20 protein-coding genes and 1 riboswitch are annotated in these 21,938 nt (G+C 73.9%); of the genes, 10 read left to right on the top strand and 10 right to left on the bottom strand.

The window, feature by feature from the left end:
• Positions 1-79: 79 nt before the first annotated feature.
• A complete protein-coding gene (rarD, locus tag ABZY20_RS20005; RefSeq protein ID WP_356442855.1) occupies positions 80-1,117 on the top strand; it encodes an EamA family transporter RarD in 1,038 nt (345 codons plus the stop codon).
• A 95-nt stretch (positions 1,118-1,212) separates the two neighbouring features.
• Here the strand turns inward: rarD and ABZY20_RS20000 are convergent, their stop codons facing one another.
• A complete protein-coding gene (locus ABZY20_RS20000; protein ID WP_356442854.1) occupies positions 1,213-1,836 on the bottom strand; it encodes a CGNR zinc finger domain-containing protein in 624 nt (207 codons plus the stop codon).
• Positions 1,837-1,857: 21 nt separating this feature from the next.
• On the opposite strand from ABZY20_RS20000, the gene ABZY20_RS19995 reads away from it, so the two are divergent.
• Positions 1,858-2,331, top strand: a complete 474-nt coding sequence (locus ABZY20_RS19995; RefSeq protein ID WP_356442853.1) for a VOC family protein — start codon at positions 1,858-1,860, stop codon at positions 2,329-2,331.
• A 154-nt stretch (positions 2,332-2,485) separates the two neighbouring features.
• Complete coding sequence (locus ABZY20_RS19990; protein WP_356442852.1) at positions 2,486-3,436, top strand: M28 family metallopeptidase; 951 nt, start codon at positions 2,486-2,488, stop codon at positions 3,434-3,436.
• Between the two features lie 14 nt (positions 3,437-3,450).
• Here the strand turns inward: ABZY20_RS19990 and ABZY20_RS19985 are convergent, their stop codons facing one another.
• On the bottom strand, positions 3,451-5,097 hold the full coding sequence (locus tag ABZY20_RS19985; protein ID WP_356442851.1) for a tetratricopeptide repeat protein: 1,647 nt from the start codon (positions 5,095-5,097) through the stop codon (positions 3,451-3,453).
• A 159-nt stretch (positions 5,098-5,256) separates the two neighbouring features.
• Here ABZY20_RS19985 and ABZY20_RS19980 point away from each other — a divergent pair, with 159 nt between their 5' ends.
• The 3 genes from ABZY20_RS19980 to ABZY20_RS19970 all read left to right on the top strand — a co-directional run bounded on the left by ABZY20_RS19980 (position 5,257) and on the right by ABZY20_RS19970 (position 7,658).
• Positions 5,257-5,754, top strand: a complete 498-nt coding sequence (locus tag ABZY20_RS19980) for a DUF6668 family protein (protein WP_356442850.1) — start codon at positions 5,257-5,259, stop codon at positions 5,752-5,754.
• 68 nt (positions 5,755-5,822) lie between these two features.
• Complete coding sequence (locus tag ABZY20_RS19975) at positions 5,823-6,914, top strand: amidase (protein WP_356442849.1); 1,092 nt, start codon at positions 5,823-5,825, stop codon at positions 6,912-6,914.
• 156 nt (positions 6,915-7,070) lie between these two features.
• Entirely contained in the window at positions 7,071-7,658 is a 588-nt protein-coding gene (locus tag ABZY20_RS19970) for an NAD(P)H-dependent oxidoreductase (RefSeq protein ID WP_356442848.1), read from the top strand.
• Here ABZY20_RS19970 and ABZY20_RS19965 read toward each other — a convergent pair.
• The 4 genes from ABZY20_RS19965 to ABZY20_RS19950 all read right to left on the bottom strand — a co-directional run bounded on the left by ABZY20_RS19965 (position 7,655) and on the right by ABZY20_RS19950 (position 12,079).
• Positions 7,655-8,533, bottom strand: a complete 879-nt coding sequence (locus tag ABZY20_RS19965; protein ID WP_356442847.1) for an ABC transporter permease — start codon at positions 8,531-8,533, stop codon at positions 7,655-7,657. The two genes, ABZY20_RS19970 and ABZY20_RS19965, sit on opposite strands and share 4 nt — an antisense overlap.
• Positions 8,520-9,506 carry an ABC transporter ATP-binding protein gene (locus ABZY20_RS19960; RefSeq protein ID WP_356442846.1) on the bottom strand — a complete coding sequence of 329 codons (987 nt, stop codon included), beginning with the start codon at positions 9,504-9,506 and terminating at the stop codon, positions 8,520-8,522. The genes ABZY20_RS19965 and ABZY20_RS19960 overlap by 14 nt, the downstream gene beginning before the upstream one ends.
• A 65-nt stretch (positions 9,507-9,571) precedes the next feature.
• Positions 9,572-10,834, bottom strand: a complete 1,263-nt coding sequence (locus ABZY20_RS19955) for a sigma-E factor regulatory protein RseB domain-containing protein (protein WP_356442845.1) — start codon at positions 10,832-10,834, stop codon at positions 9,572-9,574.
• A gap of 231 nt (positions 10,835-11,065) precedes the next feature.
• Positions 11,066-12,079: a polyprenyl synthetase family protein gene (locus ABZY20_RS19950; protein ID WP_356442844.1), complete on the bottom strand. Its 1,014-nt coding sequence runs from the start codon at positions 12,077-12,079 to the stop codon at positions 11,066-11,068.
• A 505-nt stretch (positions 12,080-12,584) separates the two neighbouring features.
• Positions 12,585-12,759, top strand: a riboswitch (cyclic di-AMP (ydaO/yuaA leader).
• Positions 12,760-12,762: 3 nt separating this feature from the next.
• Between ABZY20_RS19950 and ABZY20_RS19945 the strand changes: the two genes are divergently transcribed.
• Positions 12,763-13,533 (top strand): LysM peptidoglycan-binding domain-containing protein, encoded by a 771-nt coding sequence (locus ABZY20_RS19945; protein ID WP_356442843.1) that lies wholly within the window; start codon positions 12,763-12,765, stop codon positions 13,531-13,533.
• Here ABZY20_RS19945 and ABZY20_RS19940 read toward each other — a convergent pair.
• Positions 13,497-14,345, bottom strand: a complete 849-nt coding sequence (locus ABZY20_RS19940) for an HAD family hydrolase (RefSeq protein WP_356442842.1) — start codon at positions 14,343-14,345, stop codon at positions 13,497-13,499. The genes ABZY20_RS19945 and ABZY20_RS19940 overlap by 37 nt on opposite strands.
• Before the next feature lie 174 nt (positions 14,346-14,519).
• Between ABZY20_RS19940 and ABZY20_RS19935 the strand changes: the two genes are divergently transcribed.
• The 3 genes from ABZY20_RS19935 (at position 14,520) to ABZY20_RS19925 (ending at position 18,294) form a co-directional block, all read left to right on the top strand.
• A complete protein-coding gene (locus tag ABZY20_RS19935; RefSeq protein ID WP_356442841.1) occupies positions 14,520-15,605 on the top strand; it encodes a GNAT family N-acetyltransferase in 1,086 nt (361 codons plus the stop codon).
• 23 nt (positions 15,606-15,628) lie between these two features.
• Positions 15,629-16,918, top strand: a complete 1,290-nt coding sequence (locus ABZY20_RS19930; protein ID WP_356442840.1) for a glycosyltransferase — start codon at positions 15,629-15,631, stop codon at positions 16,916-16,918.
• Between the two features lie 599 nt (positions 16,919-17,517).
• A complete protein-coding gene (locus ABZY20_RS19925) occupies positions 17,518-18,294 on the top strand; it encodes a polysaccharide deacetylase family protein (protein ID WP_356442839.1) in 777 nt (258 codons plus the stop codon).
• Positions 18,295-18,331: 37 nt separating this feature from the next.
• Here ABZY20_RS19925 and ABZY20_RS19920 read toward each other — a convergent pair whose 3' ends face one another.
• Genes ABZY20_RS19920 through ABZY20_RS19910 form a run of 3 tightly spaced genes read right to left on the bottom strand, consistent with a single transcriptional unit; the run spans position 18,332 to position 21,908 of the window.
• Positions 18,332-19,477 carry a glycosyl hydrolase gene (locus ABZY20_RS19920; RefSeq protein ID WP_356442838.1) on the bottom strand — a complete coding sequence of 382 codons (1,146 nt, stop codon included), beginning with the start codon at positions 19,475-19,477 and terminating at the stop codon, positions 18,332-18,334.
• Between the two features lie 32 nt (positions 19,478-19,509).
• Complete coding sequence (locus ABZY20_RS19915; protein WP_356442837.1) at positions 19,510-19,947, bottom strand: hypothetical protein; 438 nt, start codon at positions 19,945-19,947, stop codon at positions 19,510-19,512.
• Entirely contained in the window at positions 19,944-21,908 is a 1,965-nt protein-coding gene (locus ABZY20_RS19910; RefSeq protein ID WP_356442836.1) for a glycosyltransferase, read from the bottom strand. Before ABZY20_RS19910 ends, ABZY20_RS19915 begins: the two co-directional genes overlap by 4 nt.
• Between the last annotated feature and the right edge of the window lie 30 nt (positions 21,909-21,938).

Below are 21,938 nucleotides of genomic sequence, written 5' to 3'. Positions count from 1 at the left end.
CCCCGGACTGTCATGACCGTATGCCGATACGGGCATGACAGCCGGGGGCGCTCGGCGTTACCGTCGTCCCCGCGGACCGATGCAAGGCGCGAAGGAGGGGCCCGTGACGCGCAAGCCGAGGGGTGAGCGGCACATAGGACTGCTGAACGGCTTCGCGGCCTACGGGATGTGGGGCCTGGTGCCCCTGTTCTGGCCCCTGCTGAAGCCCGCCGGCGCCACCGAGATCCTGGCCCACCGGATGGTGTGGTCCCTGCTCTTCGTCGGCGCCGCCCTGCTGGTGCTGCGCCGCTGGGCCTGGGCCGGCGAGCTGCTGCGCCAGCCCCGCAAGCTGGGGCTGATCACGCTCGCCGCCGCGGTCATCACCCTGAACTGGGGCCTGTACATCTGGTCCGTGAACTCCGGGCACGTCGTCGAGGCCTCGCTCGGCTACTTCATCAACCCGCTGGTCACCATCGCCATCGGTGTGCTGCTGCTGAAGGAGCGGCTGCGGCCGGTGCAGTGGGCGGCGGTCGGGACCGGCTGCGCCGCGGTCGTCGTCCTGACCGTCGGCTACGGCCGGCCCCCGTGGATCTCCCTCTGCCTCGCCTTCTCGTTCGCCACGTACGGCCTGGTGAAGAAGAAGGTGAACCTCGGCGGCGTGGAGTCGCTCGCCGCCGAGACCGCGATCCAGTTCCTGCCCGCGCTCGCCTTCCTGGCGTGGCTGAGCGCCCGGGGCGACTCCACCTTCACCACCGAGGGCGCGGGCCACGCGGCCCTGCTGGCCTCGGCCGGGATCGTCACCGCCCTCCCCCTGGTCTGCTTCGGCGCGGCCGCCATCCGCGTGCCCCTGTCCACCATCGGTCTGCTGCAGTACATGACGCCCGTCTTCCAGTTCCTGCTCGGCATCCTCTACTTCCACGAGGAGATGCCGCCGGAGCGCTGGGCCGGGTTCGCGCTGGTGTGGCTGGCGCTCACGCTGCTCACCTGGGACGCGCTGCGCACCGCGCGCCGGACCGCCCGCGCGCTCGCCACCGGCAGGAACGCGCCTCCCGCCACCGCGACGACCGGCACGGACCCCGCCGCAAGGGAGGCCGACAGCGTGACCGCCGGAGCGGACCCGGTCGAGACCAGGCCGTAGACCGCGGTCGCGGCGGCGGCATCGCTCACGGGGAGCGGACCACGGCCCTCGGGTCGCCGACGGTGACGCGGAGACGGCTGCGGCTGCGGCTACGGCTACGGCCCCGCCGGTGCCTGGCGGGCCCGGTGCGCGCGGACCTTCTCGCGGTTGCCGCAGTGCTCCATCGAGCACCAGCGGCGGCGGCCCGGCCGTGAGGTGTCGACGAACAGCAGATGGCAGTTGTGGGCGCCGCACTCGCGGACGCGGTGGGCGTGCGGGCCCGTGAACAGGTCGACCGCGTCCCGGGCGACCGTGGCGAGCAGCCGGGAGCCCGTCTGGGCCGGGGCCCAGGCGCGGCTGCCGTCCGGTGCGATACGGGCCGCGAGCGGGAGCCCGGCCGCGGCGGCGTTCACGACGTCCAGGTGCGCGGCGGGCAGCGGGCGGCCGTGGGCGCGGGCGGCGGCGAGCGGGAACAGGGCGTCCCGCAGGGCGCGCACCCGCTCCAGTTCCCCCGCGGAGACGGTGAGGTCCAGCCCGTCCGGCAGACGGCTGCGCACGGTCCAGGCGATCAGGTCCGCCGGCTCGTGCAGTACCTCCCAGCGCGCGTAGGCGCCGGGCCCGCCGGTCGTCAGCAACTCCAGGCAGAGGGCGCCGGGGTCGAAGCGGTAGGGCTTGCCCTGGGACGAGACCAGCGTCAGTCCGGGTGCCCGGCCCGGCGATTCTCCTGCGCGTCCACTCACCTAACCACTATAAGTGGTTACATGACATCGACCCCGGACTCACCCGCCCCCGTGCACTTCAAGGTCGTCATCGACGCCGGCGACCCGCACGCACAGGCCGACTTCTGGGCCGCCGCCCTCCACTACGTGACCGAGGACAACAGCGCGCTCATCGAGAAGCTGCTCGCGGCCGGTGCCCTGCCGGCGGAGCTCACCGCCGAGTTCCACGGCCGCCTCGCCTTCCGCGACCTGGTGGCCGTACGGCACCCCGAGGACCCCTTCGAGCAGGACAGCGGGACGGGGCTGGGGCGGCGGCTGCTGTTCCAGCGGGTGCCGGAGGCGAAGACGGCGAAGAACCGGCTGCACCTCGATCTGCACCCGGGGCAGGGGCGGCGCGAGGAGGAGGTCGCCCGGCTGGAGAGGCTCGGGGCGAGCGTGCTGCGGCGGGTGGCGGAGCCGGGCGGGGAGTGGGTGGTCATGGCGGACCCGGAGGGCAACGAGTTCTGCGTCCAGTGACGGCGGGCCGGCGGACGGTCCCGAGCGGCAACGGCGTGTCCTGATACAGGTCTTGACGCAAAGTCAGTACCACCTTCACCATCCAGGCACCCCATGCACTGTGGGCTGCCCGTGGACACCCCACGGGCCACCCGACGGAATTCGGAGCCCCCACATGAAGCTCTCCGTTTCCGCGCGCGCCGTCGCCGCGGGCGGCATGGCAACAGCCATGCTCCTGACCGGCGGTGCCGTGGCGGACGCCACATCCTCCGCTCCCACCGGAGTGGCCGCCGCGCCGGACATACCCCTGGCGGGCGTCAAGGCCCACCTGACCCAGCTGCAGTCCATAGCCAACGCCAACGGCGGCAACCGCGCGCACGGCCGCACCGGCTACAAGGCCTCGCTCGACTACCTCAAGGCCAAGCTGGACGCGGCCGGATACACCACGAGCGTCCAGCAGTTCACCGCCTCCGGCCGCACCGGCTACAACCTGATCGCCGACTGGCCCGGCGGCGACGCGAACCAGGTCGTGATGGCCGGCGCCCACCTCGACAGCGTCTCCTCCGGGCCCGGCATCAACGACAACGGCTCCGGCTCGTCCGCCGTCCTGGAGACCGCGCTCGCCGTGTCCCGCGCGCAGTACAAGCCCGCGAAGCACCTGCGGTTCGCCTGGTGGGGCGCGGAGGAACTCGGCCTGGTCGGCTCCCGCTTCTACGTCAACCGGCTGGCCTCCGCGGACCGTTCACGGATCAGCGCCTACCTGAACTTCGACATGATCGGCTCCCCGAACCCCGGCTACTTCGTCTACGACGACGACCCGGCGATCGAGAAGACCTTCAAGACGTACTTCAGCGGCATCGGCGTGCCCACGGAGATCGAGACCGAGGGCGACGGCCGCTCCGACCACGCGCCCTTCAAGAGCGCGGGCGTACCGGTGGGTGGGCTGTTCACCGGGGCGAGCCGGACGAAGACGGCGGCGCAGGCGGCCAAGTGGGGCGGTACGGCGGGGCAGTCCTTCGACCGCTGCTACCACTCCTCCTGCGACACCACCGCCAACATCAACGACACCGCCCTCGACCGCAACAGCGACGCCCTCGCGTACGCGGTGTGGGAGCTGTCCCAGTAACTTCCCTACTCCGCCTACGCGTTGCGGGCGCGTTCGGTGAGACGGCCCATGCGCGCCCGGGCCGACTCCAGCTCCTCGATCTCCTCGGCGGCGGGGCCCTCCCCGGCGGCCAACTCGGTCCACAGGCCGATCAGGTCGCGCCCCAGCCGCAGCCCGAGCGCAGGGTCGCGGACCGCCCGCCAGGCGGTGGCCGCGCTGCGCACGTTGCCGTAGGCGCCCTCGGCGTCACCGGCACGGCGGCGGGCACCGGCCAGGTCGATCGACAGCTGGAAGGCGCGCAGCGGCTCACCGGCCAAGTAGGCGATGTAGGCGGTCAGTTCGCCCAGCCGGAGCACCTCGGGGTGCTCCGGCCCCAGCGCCCCCGACGCCTGCGCGACGGTCTGGTCCGCCAGTGAGGCGGCCGCCTCGATCCGGCCCTCCTTCACGGCCTGGTTGATCCGCGCGACCGGCTCCGCGAGGAACGCCGGCGTGGCCGGACCGCCCGGGGCGCCGGGGTCGTCCCCGAGCACGGCCTCCGCGACGGCGTCGAAGCCGCGGGCGGGGGTGGGCTTGGGGTCCGGGTCGGCGGCGAGCAGAGCGGCTTCCGGAACGGGCCCGCGACCGGGCTCCCGCCCGCCCCCGGTACGCCGGGTGGCGTCCGGGAGCGGCCGGGGGCGGACATCGGCTGCCGCGTGAGGCGCCGGACCGGCGTCGGGTCGGGCGTGCGTGCCTGGGTGGGCATCGCTCGTGGCCTGCGCGGCCGGGTGGGCATCGGTCGTGGCGTGCGCGGCCGGGTGGGGATCGGTCGGGGCCTGCGCGGCCGGGTGGGCATCGGTCGTGGCGTGCGCGGCCGGTCGGGACCCTGGCCCGGCGTGCGTCCCCGGCCGGGCATCGGTCGGCGGGTGCGGAACCGGGCCGGTGTCCGGCACGGGCCCGGGGCCGGTCCCGGGAGCGGGGAGCGGCCTCGCGTCCATGGGCGGAGGCGGGCCGAACTCACCGGTGGGAGGCGCGACCGTACCGGGGGGTGTGGCCGTACCGGGAGGGACGGCTGCACCGGGAGGTGTGGCCGCACCAGGAGACACAACCGGCCCGGGAGAGGCGGGCCGGGTGCCCTCCGGTTCCGGGTGGGCCGGTTCCGGGTGGGGCGGTTCCGGGTGGGGCGCGTCGGGGACGGCTCGCAGCTCGAACGTCGGTACCGGCTCGTCCGCCGCCTGCTCCTCCGGTACCGCCCGCAGCGGGAACGTCAGGGCGGTCTCGCGAGCCGGCTCGGTCGCGGGGCGCAGGACGTGCGTGGCCCTGTCGCCCTGGGGCCGCTCCGGCTCCGCCGGGCCCGTGCGGACCGGCTCGGACGTGAAGTGGCTGGACCCGTCCGGGTCGACGCGGAGCGGGACGACGTAGCCGATGCGCTCGTCGTGGACCGTCGCGAGGACGGGGCGGCCGGTGGCCAGGGCGATGTGGTGGAGGCGGTCGAGGACGGCGCGCTGGATCTCCTCGCCGGGGGCCGCGAAGACCGGGACGCCGCCGACCGTCGCGCCGTCGTTCACGCCCCCCGGCCCCGTTCCCGGCCCCGTTCCCGGCTCCGGCCCGGCCGCGGGGACGTGGACGTCGATCGGCGCCGCCGGGGCCGCCGCGTGTGCGGCCTGTTTCTGTTCCCGCTTCTTCTCGCGGCTGAGTCGAGCCATCGTCCCCTCACTCGGCGTCGTACACCTATGGTCGAGTGTGTCCGCTCGCCCTCGTTTCTCACGTCACCGCGGTGTCACAGGCTCGTCCCAACGGCCCGGGCCCCGGCACGGGTCGTTCCGCGAGGCATGAGGACCGGCCGTACGAGGGAGGAGAAGGGCATGCAGACAGGCATGCGACCGGGACCGGAGATCTGGCTCCGCGGCCCGGTGACCACCGAGCCCGGACCGCCGGTGCCCGCCCGCGACCGCGCGGCACGGCGTTTCTCCTGGGTCGGCACACACGGCGGCGCGGGCGTCTCCACGCTCGCGGCGGTCTACGGCGGTCATGACAGCGGCCGCGCCTGGCCCGGGCCCGCCGATCCCCGGTCGGTGCTGCTGGTCGCGCGGACCCACGCGGCGGGGCTCGACTCGGTCGCCGGCGCGGTGGAGGTGTTCCGGCGCGGGCAGGCCCCGCCGGGGCTGGACCTCGACGCCGTCGTCCTCGTGGCGGACGCGCCCGGCCGGCTGCCGCGCCCGCTCGCGCAGCGGGTCAGGTCCCTGGAGTCGGTCATCGACGTGTACCGCGTGCCGTGGGTGCCGGCCTGGCGGCTCGGCGAGGCGGGTCACCCCCCGCGCGAGACGGCCGACCTGGCCCGCCTGACGGGGGCGGCGCGCTGACGGCCCCGCCCCTGCCGGCCGGGCGCATCGCGGCGGGCGTACGGGCCCGGGAACTGCGCGCGGCCGACGTGGTCGCGGCGGCGCTGGAGCGGATCGACCGGGCCGATCCGGAGCTGTGCGCGTTCGTCGAGGTGTGGCACGAGCGGGCGCTGCGGCGGGCGGATGAGCTGGACACGCTGCTCGACCGGCGCCGCGGGGGTGCGCCCGGGGACAGCGGAGCGCTGCCGCTCGCCGGGGTGCCGGTCGCCGTGAAGGGGCGGAGCGGGCTGCGCGCCGCCGGTCCGCTGCTGGCCGCCGGCTGTGTCGCGGTGGGCGCGACCTCCGTGCCGGGGCCGGGGACGCCCTGGCAGACCTGGGGGCTCGGCGCCCGCGGGCGGACCGTCAACCCGTGGCGGCCCGACCGTACGCCGGGCGGCTCGTCGGCCGGGGCGGCGGTCGCGGTGGCGGCCGGTCTCGTGCCGCTGGCGACGGGCGGCGACGGCGCCGGATCGGTGCGGATCCCGGCGGCGTGGTGCGGGGTCCTCGGGCTGAAGACCACGGTCGGACGGCTGCCGTCCGCCGACCGTACGGGACTTGCCGTGCCCGGTGTGCTCGCCCGCTCCGCGTCGGACGCGGCGGGCTGGTGGCAGGCGGTGGCGCGGGAGCCGGTACCGGCGCGGACGCCGCTTCCCGTCAGGGCCGTCTGGTCCCCCGACCTCGGTTTCGCCGGGCCCGACCCGGAGCCGGTGGCGCTCGCCCGGGCCGCGGTGGAACGGCTCGTGGCGGCGGGGGTCGTACGGCTCGTCCGGCCGCGGGTGCCGTTGCGGCTCCTGGATCCCGGGCCGGCCTGGCTCGCCCTGCGCACGCCCGGTGCCGATCAGGCGGAAGCGCGGCGGGTCCGGGCGGAGAACGACCGGCGGCTGACGGAGCTGTTCGCCGGCGCCGAGCTGCTGCTGACGCCGACCGTCCCCACCGCACCGCACGGCCACGAGGGCCCGGGTGACCGCTACTCCACCTCCCTGACCTGGGCGTTCAACCTCAGCGGGCATCCGGCATTGAGCCTCCCGGCGGGCTTCGGCGCCGACGGCAGCCCGGCCGGGTTGCAGCTGGTGGCGCGGCACGGCGGCGAGGGGCTGCTGCTGGCGGCGGCACGGGCGGCGGAGGAGCGGGGAGAGGACTGACGCTCTGCCCGCCCGCCCCTGAGTGCCACCTCCCCTTCCCGCCCTTCCCTTCCCGCCCCCTCCTTCCCGCCCTTCCGCTTTTAGATGCATGCACATATGATGCAGGTGAATGCAATCGACTGTCAGCAGCGCACGCCGATCTCAAGGGGGACCCCCATGACCCGCCGCTTCCTCTTCGTCCTGGGCAGCGCCCGCGCCGACGGCAACACCGAACTGCTGGCCCGCCGGGCCGCCGAGCAACTGCCCCCGGACGTCGCACAGCAGTGGATCGACCTCACCGAGCACCCGCTCCCGGACTTCGAGGACCTGCGCCACGACAGCGACCACGTCCGCCCGACCGAGGGCAACACGGCCCTGCTGCTCGACGCCACGCTCGCGGCGACGGACATCGTGATCGCCTCGCCCCTGTACTGGTACTCGGTCTCCGCGCAGACCAAGCGCTACCTGGACCACTGGTCCGGCTGGCTGCGCACGCCCGGAGTCGACTTCAAGTCCACCCTGGCCGGACGCACCCTGTGGGGCGTCACCGCGCTCGCGCACCCCGAGGAGGTGGTCGCCGACCCGCTGGTCGGCACGCTCAGCAACTCGGCGGCGTACCTGGGCATGCGCTTCGGCGGGGTGCTGCTCGGCAACGGCAGCAAGCCAGGGGACGTGCTGAACGACACCGAGGCCCTGGCCCGCGCCAAGACGTTCTTCGCACGGCAGGCGCCGCTCGCCCGGTTCCCGTACGAGCGGCAGGACTAGGCGGTGACGTCCTTCGCCGTGAAGCGCGCCCAGGCGGCCGAGCCGAACACGGCGGCGTACAGGGCCTGCAGGCCGAGGTTCTTCGCCAGGTCGTCCCAGTGGACCGGCTCGCGCATGAGGTCGGCGAAGGACAGCCAGTAGTGGGAGAAGAAGTAGGGCCGCAGGGCGTCCAGTTGCGAGATCTGGTCGAGGATCTGGACCGTGATCAGCAGCCCGACCGTGGTCGCCATCGCCGCGATGCCGCTGCCGGTGAGGGTCGAGACGAACAGGCCGAGGGCCGCGACGCCGATCAGTGACGCGGCGACGGCCAGGGCGATCAGCAGGGCTCTGCCCAGGCCCTCGGCGAAACCGATCCGCGTTCCGGAGATGGTCGTCAGATCGCCCAGGGGGAACAGCAGCGCGCCGGTGGCCAGGGCCGAGACGGCGACCACGAGTGTGGCGGCCAGGCAGAAGAGGACGACGGTCGCGTACTTGGTGAGCAGCAGCCGGCTGCGGCCGGCCGGAGCCGCCAGCAGATAGCGCAGGGTGCCGGCGCCTGCCTCCCCGGCGATCGCGTCGCCCGCGACGACCCCGACGGCCATCGGCAGGAAGAACGGCAGCGTGGCGGCCAGGGCGGTGAAGACCAGGAACAGGCCGTTGTTGGTGATCTGCGAGATGAAGGCCGGTCCTCCGCCGCCTCCCCCGCCGGGCGACGCACCGTCACCCGTCTCGATCCGGACGGCGATCCCGATGAGGACCGGCACACCCGCCAGCACGGCCAGCAGCGCGAGGGTGCGCCAGCGCCGGAAGGTGGTGACGAGTTCGTTGCGCAGCAGCCCGAAGGTCCACAGCCGGCTCACCGGCCGTACGTCCGCGGCGGCTTCAGCCCGCGACATCGAAACCCTCCCCCGTCAGCGCCACGAACGCGTCCTCCAGCGAGGCCCGTTCGACAGCGAAGCCCCGCACCCGCACCCCGGCCGTGACCAGTGCGGCGTTCACGTCGGCGAGGTCCCGCTCCGGGGGTTCGCCGGTCACCCGGTCGTCCGTGACGACGACGTCGGCGACTCCCTGCTCCTTCAGCACCCGGGCCGCCTCCGCCGTATCCGGCGTGCTCACCACCAGCCGGCCGCGTGCCCCGGCGGCCAGCTCGGCGACCGGGCCCTGGGTGATCAGCCGGCCCTGGGCCATCACGGCCGCGTGCGTGCAGACCTGCTCGATCTCGTCGAGCAGGTGGGAGGAGAGGAAGACGGTCGTGCCGTCCGAGGCGAGGGCGCGGACCAGGGCGCGGATCTCGCGCATGCCCTGCGGGTCGAGGCCGTTGGTCGGCTCGTCGAGGACCAGCAGCCTGCGCGGCCGCAGCAGCGCGGCGGCCAGGCCCAGGCGCTGTTTCATGCCCAGCGAGTACGCCTTGGCCTTCTTGCCGGCGGCGGCCGTCAGGCCCACCCGGTCCAGGGCGGCGGCGACCCGGGCGCGGCGGGTGCGCGGATCGGCTGCCGGGTCGGCGCAGTCGTAGCGGATCAGGTTGTCGCGGCCGGAGAGGAAGCCGTAGAGGGCCGGGCCCTCGATGAGGGCGCCGACGTGCGGCAGCACGGCGCGGGTGGCCCGGGGCATGGGCTGCCCGAGGACCCGCGCCGTGCCGGAGGTGGGTTCGACGAGGCCCATCAGCATGCGGATGGTGGTGGTCTTGCCCGAGCCGTTGGGGCCGAGGAAGCCGAAGACGCTGCCCGCCGGGACGGTCAGGTCCAGACCGTCGACGGCGAGCTGTCCGCCGCGGTAGCGCTTGGTGAGCGCGCGGGTGGCGATGACCGGTTCCCCGGCCGCGGCACCCGCGCCCTCCCGCTCCGGTGGTGTGACGGACGGTTCGCCCATCGGCTTCCTCGTTCTCTCGGCGTCCCGCGCCGGCCCGGGCCCGACGCCCCCGCGCGGCAGGGGACTTACTTCCCGGCGTCGGCCGCCTTCACGAGCGCGTCCTTGGTGACCATGCCCACGTAGACCTTGCCGTCGTCGGTGACCAGGGCGTTGACCAGGCGGGTCGAGAAGACCGTGCCCGAGCCGAACTCGCCGTCGACCTTGTCGCCGAGCGAGTCCATGAAGCCGCCGAGGTCGCCGCCGCCCTCGCCCGAGGGGATGCCCTCGCCGCCGGTGTCGAAGGTCGCGATGGCGTTCCAGCCCTCGCCGATGGTCTTCATGCCGTCGGGGCCCTCGCCGTGGCCCGCCCCGGCTCCCGGGGTGTGCCGGGGCGCGTCGCCCTTGCCGAAGCCCTTCTCGAAGTCCTTCCCCGCGTGCTTGTCGGCGTGCTTCCCGGCGTGCTTGGCCGCGTCCTTCTCCTCGGTGACCTTCGCGCCCGCGGGCGGGGTGAAGTCGAAGGTGGAGGCGGCCGGCTCGGCGAAGCTCACCTGCGTGAAGCCCGCGTCGACGACGGCCGCGCCGCCGCTCGCCGGGGTCAGCGTGAACTTCAGCGGCATGCCCGTCTTCGCGTCCACGGCCACCGTGACCGCGCCGACCGTCGAACCGGACTGCTTGGGCTCGATGACCAGCTTGTAGGCGTCCCGGTCGGCGACGCGGGCGGTGCCGTCCACGGTCACGGACGTCGTGTCGTCGACGGCCTTGAGGGCCTCCTTGGCGAAGTCCTTCGGGGTGGCCGGCGGCTGCCCCTTGTGGTGCTTCGGGCTGTCGTGACCGGTGCTGTGGAAGACCTCGTTGGACTCGCTGTCGTAGGCCCAGACGTCCTTGCCGTTGTGGATGAGGCTGTACTCGGCGGCGTTCTCCAGCAGCGACAGCTTCTGCCGGTCCGGGCCGTCGGCCGCGACGCGCAGGGTGTGCGTGCCGGAGGCCAGTTCCGTGAGCTTGGCCGTCGGGTCGGCGGAGGAGCCGCCCTCGCCCCCGCCCGCCGCGCCGGACAGCAGGCTCGACTCCAGACCGCCGAGGTTCGGCAGGCCGAGGTCCGTGCTGATCTTCACCGTGCCGGACAGCTGCTCCACGTCCGACTGGGCGATCTTCTCGATGAGCTGCTCGGCGGTGATCTTCGGAAGGTCGGGGTCGCCGGAGTCGGCGAGTGCGGGGACCAGCCCGATCGTCGCCGCCGCCACCCCCATCACCGTGACCGGGACGACGTACCGGGCGGCCTTGCGGCGCGCGGAGCGCCGCTCCTCGGCCTCCCCGGCGGTCGTGCTGTCGTCGGATGCGTGCGGTGCCATGTGTGCCCTACCTCCGTGTCGGCGGCGGCTGTCCGTGTCGTCCTCGCACTCGTCCCTGAGCCGCCATTCTCACCCGAACAGGTGAGGAGTGGTGTTTTCCGTGGTCTCCATCTGACCAAATCGGCCAGGGAGATACGTCAGACCGCGGGCTCAACTCCGCGTACTGCTGCGGTATGACACGACAGGGCTGCATCTCCCCCGACCCGTAGGGGTCGTGAGGAGGGACGGCGGCTAGCCGGCGCGGTGCACCACGGCGTCGGACAGTTCCACCAGGGCCGTCTTCGCGGCGCACTCGGGCAGCGGTGCCAGCGCCGAGCGGGCCTCCTGGGCGTAGCGGACGGTGTCCCGCCGGGCCTGCTCCAGCGCCGGGTGGGCGCGCAGCAGGCGCAGGGCCTCGGCGTGCCGGGCGTCGTCGGTGAGGTCGGAGTCCAGCAGCTCGCACAGGGCGAGGTCGTCCGCGAGACCGAGCCGGGCGGCCCGCTCGCGCAGCCGCAGCACCGGCAGCGTCGGGATGCCCTCGCGCAGGTCGGTGCCGGGCGTCTTGCCGGACTCGTGGGAGTCGGAGGCGATGTCCAGGACGTCGTCGGCGAGCTGGAAGGCGACGCCGAGCCGCTCGCCGTACTGGGTGAGCACGTCCACGACCGTGTCGGCGGCGCCGGACATCATCGCGCCGAAGCGGCACGAGACGGCGACCAGCGAGCCGGTCTTGCCGCCCAGCACGTCCAGGTAGTGCTCGACGGGGTCGCGGCCGTCCTGCGGTCCGGCGGTCTCCAGGATCTGCCCGGTCACCAGCCGCTCGAACGCCTCGGCCTGCACGCGCACCGCCTCCGGGCCGAGGTCGGCCAGGATGTGCGAGGCGCGCGCGAAGAGGAAGTCGCCGGTGAGGACCGCGACGGAGTTGCCCCAGCGCGTGTTGGCGCTGTCCACCCCGCGGCGCACGGTGGCCTCGTCCATCACGTCGTCGTGGTAGAGCGTGGCCAGGTGGGTCAGCTCCACGACGACGGCCGACGGCACGATGCCGGGTGCGTGGCGGTCGGCGCCGAACTGGGCCGAGAGCATCACCAGCAGCGGCCGGAACCGCTTGCCGCCGGCGCGCACCAGGTGCTGGGCGGCCTCCGTGATGAAGGGCACCTCGCTCTTGGTGGCCTCGAGCAAGCCTTCCTCGACAGCCGTCAGCCCGGCCTGGACGTCGGCTTCCAGAGCCTGGTCCCGCACGCTCAGCCCGAACGGCCCGACGTCGGTCACGAGGGGTCTCCTGTCTGCTGTGTCTGCCGGTGATTACGCGGATTGTCGATAGGTCGCTGCCCTCACTCGAGTCAGCGTATCCGGTCACGTTTCGATCACCGCCAGCGCCCGGGGTTACAGGCCGGGCGGTATCCGATCACGACCGCCATGCTCCCGATCAGCTCATAAGAACAGACATTTATCCACTTTCCATGACGTGGTGGGTGATATGCGATTTGCCGTGTGAATAGAGCAAATTCCCTTTGCGGAGCATTGCGCCCCGGAACGTGATCAGTGAATTGAATCACTTCCGCCCTCCGGCGGCCCCACCCCGGCACCGGCCCGTACCCCCGTCCACCGAAAGCCAGTTGAGCCTTGGCAACCGCAAAGGATCAAGCACCCCCATACCCCCCGACCAAGGTCAACAGGCGCGATATGTGACGCCGCTGCTTGTTCCCGACATGTGCTCTCGCATACGTTCCGGCCCTGTCCGAGCGGACGCCGAATCCTGCCCCCGCCCGGATACCCCACAGAACCGACCACTCACGCAGGGCAGGAGCGGGGGACCCAGGTAAGTCGCCGGTCCGCACAGCGGAACGGCTCGGGGTGAAGCCGCGCACGGAACGACAGCTCCCTGCGCGGCCGGGCATCTTCCGGCCCGAACCCGACAGCTCACCTCGCAGGCGCCGGAGAGGAACATCGCCATGCCCGCACGAGGTAAGCACCGTCGCACCGGAACGAACCCGATCACCCGCCGTGTCATCGCCGTCGGCACCGGCGGAGCGGCACTGACCCTGCCGCTCCTCGGCGCGACGCACGCCGTCGCCGCCGAACCCCAGAGCGCCGCCGTGCGGTCCGTTCCCCAGGCCGCCCAGCCCGCCAAGTCGCTCACCCACACCGTGGCCAAGGGCGACTCGCTCTACCGCATCGCGGACAAGTACGACGTCTCGGGCGGCTGGAAGCAGCTCTACAAGGACAACCGCGCCACCGTCGGCGACGACCCGAAGCTGATCCACCCGGGTCTGAAGCTGAAGGTCAAGACGGTGAAGGCCCCCGCCGCGAAGAAGGCGACCCCGTCGTCCGCCCCGGCGAAGCCGGCCGCCAAGCCCGCCGGCGGCGCCGCCCAGGCCACCCAGGCCTCCGCCAAGACCTACGCGAACAACCTCGACGGATGGATCCGCGAGGCGCTCGACATCATGGCGCAGAAGGGCATCCCGGGCTCCTACGAAGGCATCCACCGCAACGTGATGCGCGAGTCGTCCGGCAACCCGCAGGCGATCAACAACTGGGACTCCAACGCCGCCAAGGGCACCCCCTCCAAGGGCCTGCTGCAGGTGATCGACCCGACCTTCGCCGCCTACCACGTCGAGGGCACCCCGTACGACCCGTACGACCCGGTCGCCAACATCACCGCAGCCTGCAACTACGCGGCCGACCGCTACGGCTCGATCGACAACGTCAACGGCCCGTACTGATCCGCACCGCCCAGCAGTCGCTCGAGGACGACGGCGATGCCGTCGTCCTCGTTCGACAGGGTGATCTCGTCGGCCACGGCCTTGAGTTCGGGATGGGCGTTGGCCATCGCGACGCCGTGGGCGGCCCAGTCGAACATCGGGATGTCGTTGGGCATGTCCCCGAAGGCGATGGTGTCGGCCGGCCGCAGACCCAGGTGCTCGGCGGCCAGTGCCAGGCCCGTCGCCTTCGTGACACCGCACGGCTGGAGCTCGACCGTGCCGGGCCCCGACATCGTCACGGTCGCCAGCGAGCCGACCACCGAGCGGGCCGTCGCCGCCAGTTCGTCGTCCGACAGCCGGGGGTGGCGCAGCAGCACCTTGCTGATGGGTTCGGCCCACAGCTCGTCGCGCCGCTCGACCCGTACCGCGGGCAGGGTCGGGTGGGGCATGAGATAGCCCGGCTCGATCAGGGTGAGCCCGTCGACCCCGTCCTGGTCGACCGCCGCGTACACCTCCCCCACCTCCGCCTCGATCTTGCCGAGCGCGGTCTCGGCCAGTTCCCGGTCCAGCGTGACGGACCACAGCAGCCGGTTCGCGCCGGCGTCGTACACCTGCGCGCCCTGCCCGCACACCGCGAGCCCCCGGGCGCCGAGGTCGTCCAGGAGCGGTCGCACTCTGGGCGCCGGCCGGCCCGTCACCACGAGGTGCTGGGCACCGGCGTCCGCCACCCGCGCGAGCGCGGCGAGGGACCGGTCGGACAGGGTGTCGTCGCCGCGCAGCAGCGTTCCGTCCAGGTCGGTGGCGATGAGTGAATATGCGATGGGTGCGGCCATGATCAGAGAATACGGACAGTGGGCGCGTACGTTTCATCGCACGGTGCACACCGATTGCCCGGTTGAAGGCCCCTCTGCACCGGTTGGCAGCAACATGGTCCGCTACCTACCCGTGAGGGCGTCCCGGGCGGTACCTTCCAAGAGTCCAGGGGGGACTTGATCGGGGGGGTCGGGTTGAGCAGTGGGCGCATTCGTGTGGCCGGGCCCGGTGAGCTCGGCGAGGGGGAGAAGGAGCGCTGGCGTGCGCTGCGCGCGGCCTCGGGGGCGCCGCGCAACCCCTTCATGGAACCGGAGTTCACCGCGGCCGTCGGTCTGGTGAGGCCGCGCGCCCGGATCGCGGTGGTGTACGAGGGGCGGGAGCCGGCCGGTTTCCTGCCGTACGAGCGGGGCCCGTTGGGGCAGGGCCGGGCGATCGGGCTCGGCGTCTCGGACGCGCAGGGCGCGATCCTGCGGCCTGACCTGGACCTGGAGACCGGCGAGCTGCTGCGGGCCTGCTCGCTGTCGAGCTTCGCCTTCGACAACCTGGAGGCCGGGCAGCGGCTGTTCGTCCGGCACGCGGCGGAGGAGCACGCGACCTTCCTCGTCGACGTCGAGAAGGGCTACGAGACCTACGAGTCGGTGCTGCGCGCCCGGTCGCCGAAGTTCCTGAAGACCACCCTGGCCAAGGAACGCCGGCTGGGGCGGCAGGTCGGCGCGGTGCGGTTCGTGTTCGACGAGCGGGACCCGGCCGCGCTGCGCACGCTCATGGCGTGGAAGTCGGCGCAGTACCGCAGGACGGGCCGCCGGGACCGCTTCGCCCAGGAGTGGATCACCCGGCTCGTCGGGCGGCTGTCGCGGACCCGGGCACCGGAGTGCAGCGGCACGCTGTCCGTGCTGTACGCCGGGGAGCGGCCGGTCGCCGCGCACTTCGGGCTGCGCTCGGCATCGGTGCTGGCCTGCTGGTTCCCGGCGTACGACCCGGAGTTCTCGAAGTACTCGCCGGGTCTGGTGCTGCATCTGCGCATGGCCGAGGCCGCGGCCGCCGAGGGCGTCGGCACGCTCGACCTGGGGCGGGGCGCCGCTGAGTACAAGGACGCGCTGCGGACGGGCGAACTGCCCGTGTACGAGGGCGCGGTGACGCGGCCGGGGGCGGGCGCGGCGCTGCACTGGCTGAGCCGCGAGCCGGCGCGCCGCGCGCACAGCTTCGTCCGTGGCCGGCCGCGGCTCGCGTCGCTGGCCGCGCGGACCCTGAAGGGCGCGGCCCGGCTGCGCCGTACCTGACACACGAGTGGGGGGGAGGGCGCATGGCCGGTGCGGCGCGTGCGCGCGAGGAGATCCGGCGGTTCCTGGACATCGGGGCGGTGCAGGTCGCCGAGCTGGACCTCGACGGTGACCAGGGGGTGCTCAGACCGGGCCCGGGGAGCCCGCCCGTGACGCACGGAGAGGTGTTCGTGCTGGTCAGACGGCATGGCCGCCCGGTGGGCACGCTGCTGGGGCGGGTGCCGGAAGGGGCGGATCCGCGGATCGTGCTGGAGGCGCGGGCGCGGGCGGAGTGCGCCGACGCGCAGACCGGTGCGCCGGGGGAGCCGCCGTACGCCAGTGTCGTCGTGGCCACCCGGGAGCGGGCCGGGCAGCTGGCCCGGGCGCTGGACTCGCTGCTGGCGCAGGACCATCCGCGGTGCGAGATCGTCGTGGTGGACAACGCGCCCGTGACGAGCGGGACGCGGGAGCTGGTCGAGCGGAAGTACGCCGAGCGCGTGCGGTACGTCCGCGAGCCTGTTCCGGGGCTCGCGGCCGCCCACAACGCCGGGCTGGAGGCGGTGCGCGGCGAGGTGGTCGCCTTCACCGACGACGACGTGATCGCCGATCCGCGCTGGCTGACCGAGCTGACCGCGCCCTTCGCCGCCGACCCCGGCCTGGGGTGCTGCACCGGGCTGATCCTGCCCGCGCGGCTCACCACCCCGGCCCAGGTGCTGCTGGAGAGCCACGGCGGCTTCGCGAAAGGCTTCACTCCAAGGACGTACGACCCGGCGCGCCCGCCGGTCGACGAGCCGCTGTTCCCGTTCACGGCGGGGCGGTTCGGCTCCGGCGCGAACATGGCGTTCCGCACGGCGGTGCTGCGTGCCGTCGGCGGTTTCGACCCGGCCACCGGTGCCGGGACGGCCGCCCGGGGCGGCGACGACCTCTACGGCTTCGTCCGGGTCCTGGCCGAGGGCCACCGGCTGCACTACACCCCGTACGCCCTGGTCTGGCACCACCACCGCGAGACCTGGCGCGACCTGGAGACCCAGGCGTACGGCTACGGGGCCGGGCTCACCGCCTATCTGACGGCGGTGCTGGTGAACCGGCCCGCGCTGCTGCCCGCGTTCCTCGCGCGGCTGCCGCGGGGGCTGGCCCACGCGCGGGCACTGACCGCCGTCCGCACGGCGGACGACGGCACGGGCGGCGGTGGCGCGCCGGGTGATCACGACGCACGGACACACCCCTGGCCGCGGCGGCTGTCGCGCTTGCAGCGCCGGGGAATGGTGTACGGACCGGTCGGCTATCTGAAGGCGCGGCGGGCGCTGCGCGCGGCGGTTGAGGGGGCGGGATGAGCACGGAGGGTAGAGGCGGGGCGGAGCGGGGGGCGTGGGGGGCGCAGGGTGCGGGGGGTGCGCAGGGTGCGCAGGATGCGCAGGATGCGCAGGATGCGCAGGGCACGCGGGGCGCGAGGGATGCGCGGGATGCGCAGGGGGCGCAGGGCACGCGGGGTGCGCGGGGTGCGCAGGAGGGTCGGGCGTCGGCACCGCAGGGGGGCGGCGCACCGGACGGTCGGGGGTCGGCACCGCAGCGGGGCGGCGCACCGGACGATCGGGGGTCGGCACCGCAGCGGGGCGGCGCACCGGACGATCGGGGGTCGGCAACGTCGTGGGACGCCCCAGACGGTCGGGTTCCGGCAGAGCCGCGGGGCGCGCCGGAGGGGCGGGATCTGGCAGCGCCGCCCTGTGCACGAGATGGGCGGGATCCGGCATCACCTCCTGGCGCACCAGACCGGCGCGATCCGACACCGCCGCCCGGCACACCGGACCGACGGCCTACGACAGCGCCGCCAGGCGCACCGGAACGGCGGCATCCGGCACCACCGCTCAGCGCACCAGACCGACACGATCCGGCACCGCCGCCCGGCGCAGTCGGGGTGTCGGGCGCACTCCCCGTGTTCCTGTACCACTGCGTGACGGACGACCCGCCCTCCTGGATCGCCGAGTTCACCGTCACGCCGGGGCAGTTCGCGGCGCATCTCGACGCCGTGGTCCGCAGCGGGCGGACGCCCGTCACGATCAGTGCGGTCGCCGACCATCTGGCCGGGCGGGCCGTTCTGCCGCCCCGGCCCGTGCTGCTCACCTTCGACGACGGGTTCGCCGACCTGCCCGGTCCCACCGCCGAGGCGCTGGCCGAGCGCGGTCTGCCCGCCACCGCGTATCTCACCACCGGCGCCCTCGCCCCGGGCGGCCGCAGCCTGCTGCCGCCCGCCCCGATGATGACGCTGGCCGCGGCGGCGGAGCTGGAACGTTCCGGCATGGAGATCGGCAGCCACACCGTCACGCACGCCCAGCTCGACACCCTGTCCGGCAAGGACCTGGCGTACGAACTGCGCATGTCCAAGGCCGTGCTGGAGGACGCCCTCGGGCACGAGGTCCGGCATCTCGCCTATCCGCACGGCTACAACAGCCCCCGCGTGCGGGCCATGTCGGCCCGGGCCGGCTACGAGACGGCGACCGCCGTCCGGCACGCCCTCAGCTCCGGCCGGGACGAGCGGTACCGCATCGCCCGGCTCATCGTCCGGCGCTCCCACACCGTCCGTGACGTGGAGGGCTGGCTGGCGGGCACGGGTGCGCGGGTCGCGCCCTACCGGGACGGGCCGAGGACGATCGCCTGGCGCTGGTACCGGCGGGCCCGTGCGGCGGTGCGCGGGCCCGAGTTCGCGGGCTGACCCGGCCGCCGGGTCGGGCGGACGGCCGGTCGCCGGGTCACCGGAGCGGCTGGTTGAGGTACGGGTCGGCGACCGCCTCGCGGAGGCTCTTCCAGGCCGCGTCGTTCGCCAGGGCCAGGTCGCAGTGCGGTCCCGGGTCGCGGTGGTTCCACTGCAGGGCGGCCTTGACGCCCTCCAGGCCCTTGAGCACGCGCGGCACCTGCGCGTACCACTCGCCCTGCCGCTGCGGACGGGCCGGGTCGGCGGCGGTGCCGAACTCCGAGAGCATCAGCGGCTTGTCGTCGGAGATGTTCTTCCGGATCCACGCGTGCGCGGCGTCCTGGGTCTGCGCGAAGCTGCGCCAGCCGGTGTCGTGGCAGCGGTAGTAGTTGTACTGGTTGTAGGCGATCCAGTCGACGTAGTCGTCACCGGGGTACATCGCCTTGATCTCGTCGGCGTGGTCGAGGTAGCCGGTGGTGATCCACGTCCACACGACGTTGTCGACGCCCAGGGCGCGGAACCGGTCGTGGATGTGCCGGTAGGCCCGCACGTACTCGGCGGGGGTGCCGTTGGCCGGGGTGCGGGTGTCCATCTCCAGGTCGAAGGAGAGGAACACCTTCCTGCCGTAGTCCTTGATGCGCCGGGCCTGGACGTCGATGACCGTCTCGTCCAGCTCCCCGGCCGCGATCTGCCGCCAGGTCGGCTGCTGCGCTTTCGTGCCGCCCCACCACTTGCTCTCCCAGGAGAGCAGCAGCAGCCGGTCCTCGCCGACGCGCCGCTCCTCCGGGGTGAGCAGCTGGCCCTCGCGGCGGGTGCCCTCGGGCAGGGACATGTCGTGGTACGTGTACACGATGTCGAGGGCGCGGCCCACGCGCCTCTCGTAGGCGCGCACCCTCTCCGGCAGGTCGTGACGCTCGTGGGGCACGAACGCCCCGAACCAGGCGCCGCACGGCGGTTCCAGCAGGGCCGTGGGGCGGCAGTCGGCCCGGGCGCCGGCGGCTCCCGGGGCGGGTCCGGAGGCGTCGCGCAGGGCGAGCGCGCCGACCAGGACCGCGCTGACGACCGTCGCGGACGTGAGCAGCAGGCGGCGCCGGCCCGACGCCGGGGGGCCGCCGGGCGGGCGCTCCTCCGGGGACCTCCCGCGGTGCCGGCCGTGCCCCTGCGGGTCGCGGCGGAAGGGACGGTGGGGACGGGAGAACCTCACGGAACGGGAGAACCTCACGGAACGGGAGAACCTCACGGAACGGAACCCTTCGGTGTCCTCGGCGGCGCCGCCGGCGGGGAGGCGCGCAGCGGCGGGCAGAACGCGGCGAGTGTGGTCAGCAGGGTCAGCGCCAGCAGCACCCGCTGCGCGCTGAAGGTGTGCGTGGCGATCAGGACGGTCGCCACGAGCATCACGGCGCCGATGCTCAGGAACAGCGTCAGCATCAGCCGTTCCAGCAGGTCGGAGCGGCGGGCGAAGTCCGCGTCGCGGTGCTCGCCGGGCCCTTCGGCGGGCCGCGCCCCCAGCGCGGGGGCGCACACTCTGACGAGTGCGGCGCCCGGCCCGGCCGCCAGGAAGACGACGACCGCCGCGCCCCGCAGCGGTGACCCGCCGGGCAGGGCGAGCGCGGCGAGCGCCAGCCAGCCGCCGAACGGCGGCAGCATCCGGACCACGAGTTCCTGCGGTGTCATCGCTCCGCTCCTCCCGTACGCCTGAGTTCGTAGAGCCATCCGGCGTCGTTGGCCGCCACGAGGCGGAACCGCGGCGAGGCGGCGACAGACCTGCGGACGCGGTCCAGCTGCGCTCCGGTGAGCTGCCCGTTCATCTCGGAGTCGGCCATCTGCCCCTGGGTGAGCAGGAAGTAGGCCCGGGCCGGCCGCTCCACCCCGGCCATGTCGCCGGCGAGGGTGGCGGCCGGGCTCCGGACGATCCGGTCGACGTGACCGCGGGCGTCGTCGAGGAACCAGTAGTGGTCGATGCTGCCGTAGGAGCCGTACGCCATCGGGTAGTTGCGGTTGGCGGCCACCACGAGGGAGCCGTCGGGCGCCTGGTCGAGGAGCTGCCGTACGAGTGCGACCTCCTGGGGCGGGAAGTAGTTGATCCGGTCCTTGCCGGAGTAGGCCGGGACGAACGCCAGGGTGCCGAGCAGCAGGGCGCCGAGGGGCACCCAGGTGGCGATCCCCCGTCGGCGGCCCTGTACTGGGGCGGGCCGGAAGCCGCCCGTCTCCCCGGCGGTGGCGTCGGCGGCCGGTGTGCGGACCTCGGGCAGCAGCGCGGCGGCGGCGAAGAAGGCGGCTCCGGGCAGCATGAACAGCAGCACCCGGAAGATCATCTCGCTGCCGTAGCTGCTCGCCGCGACCATCGGCAGCGGGGCCGCCGCGACCAGCAGCAGGGGCCGGGCGCGGTGGCGCAGCGCCCGCCGGCGCAGCACGCCGAGCGCCGCGAGCAGCAGGACCGAGCCGGACAGCAGCCGCGCCGCCCAGGAGGTCGCGACGGCTCCGGTGCCGGTCGGGGTGGTGCCGTAGCCGGTCTCGACGTTGGCGCCGATGTCGCCGACGGAGCGGATCATGTCCGGCATCGCGGCGGACAAGAAGGGCAGCGCGGCCGTCAGGCACCAGGCCAGGAAGATCACCACCGTCGTGACCACCGGGACCCAGTCGCGGTGGCGGCGGCTGAGGCACAGGGCGAGCAGGCAGACGGCCAGCATGCCCGGCGTGAGCTGGTGGGAGATGACGATCGCCACGATCATGACGGTGATCACCACCGTCCACACCGCCTGCCGGGGCCGCCCCCGCCGCACCGCGGACCGGCCGAAGCGGCGCAGGACGACCGCGAGGACGCCCACGTGCAGCGCGTAGGCCACCGACTGGGGCGAGAAGTAGTCCTGCCCGACCCAGTTGGCGACGCAGAAGAGCCAGACGGCCGTCCAGATCAGCCGCCGGTCCTCGGTGAAGGTGCGGTAGATCAGCAGCAGCGGGAGCAGCAGCATCAGGCTGGAGGCCAGGGGCCACCAGGCCATGAACATCGTGGCGGACTCCACGCCCAGCAGCCGCACCAGGGCGGCCTGGGCGGCGAAGAAGCCCGGCCACTGGTCGTACACCGCCATGTCGCCGACCTGGTCGGCCGTCTGCAGGCCGCCGGCGCTCAGCAGGTGGTCGACGACCGCGTCGTGCTTCCACGCCCAGGCGTACAGCGGCGTCGGGTAGACCAGCGCCTGGGTGGCCCGCTCCATCACGAGCAGGCCGACGACGTAGGCCGCCGCCCAGGCGCCCGGCCTGCGCGGATCGCGGACCGTCCACCAGAAACCGGCGGTGAGCACCGCGAGCCCGGCCCAGAAGGCGGGGTGCAGCGCGGTGACCAGGCCGTAGTCGTCGAGCCGCGAGACGTCGGTGTGCCGCACGGCGTACGCCCAGAGCGCGAGCGCGGCGAGCAGCGGGAGGCCGGGCCAGGCCAGTGCACGGCGCCCCGGCCACACCGGGGCGAGGTCGGACAGGTCCGTCACGGGCTCGGGCGCGGGGCTGGACGACTCCTGGGACGCAGGGCTGGAGGACTGGCCGGCGGTCTCGGGGCCGCTGCCGGGGGCGTCGGCGCCGTCGCGCGCGGGCGTGGGCTCCGGCGTGGCTCTCTCCTTCGGTGTTGCTGGCGGACGCACGGTGGTTCCCCCCTGGCGGTTCGGCTCTGT

It is taken from the genome of Streptomyces sp. NPDC006624 (genome assembly GCF_040611555.1).
GTDB lineage: Bacteria > Actinomycetota > Actinomycetes > Streptomycetales > Streptomycetaceae > Streptomyces.
The sequence above is the reverse complement of the archived record's forward strand: the minus strand, read 5'-3'. Positions and strand labels throughout refer to the sequence as shown.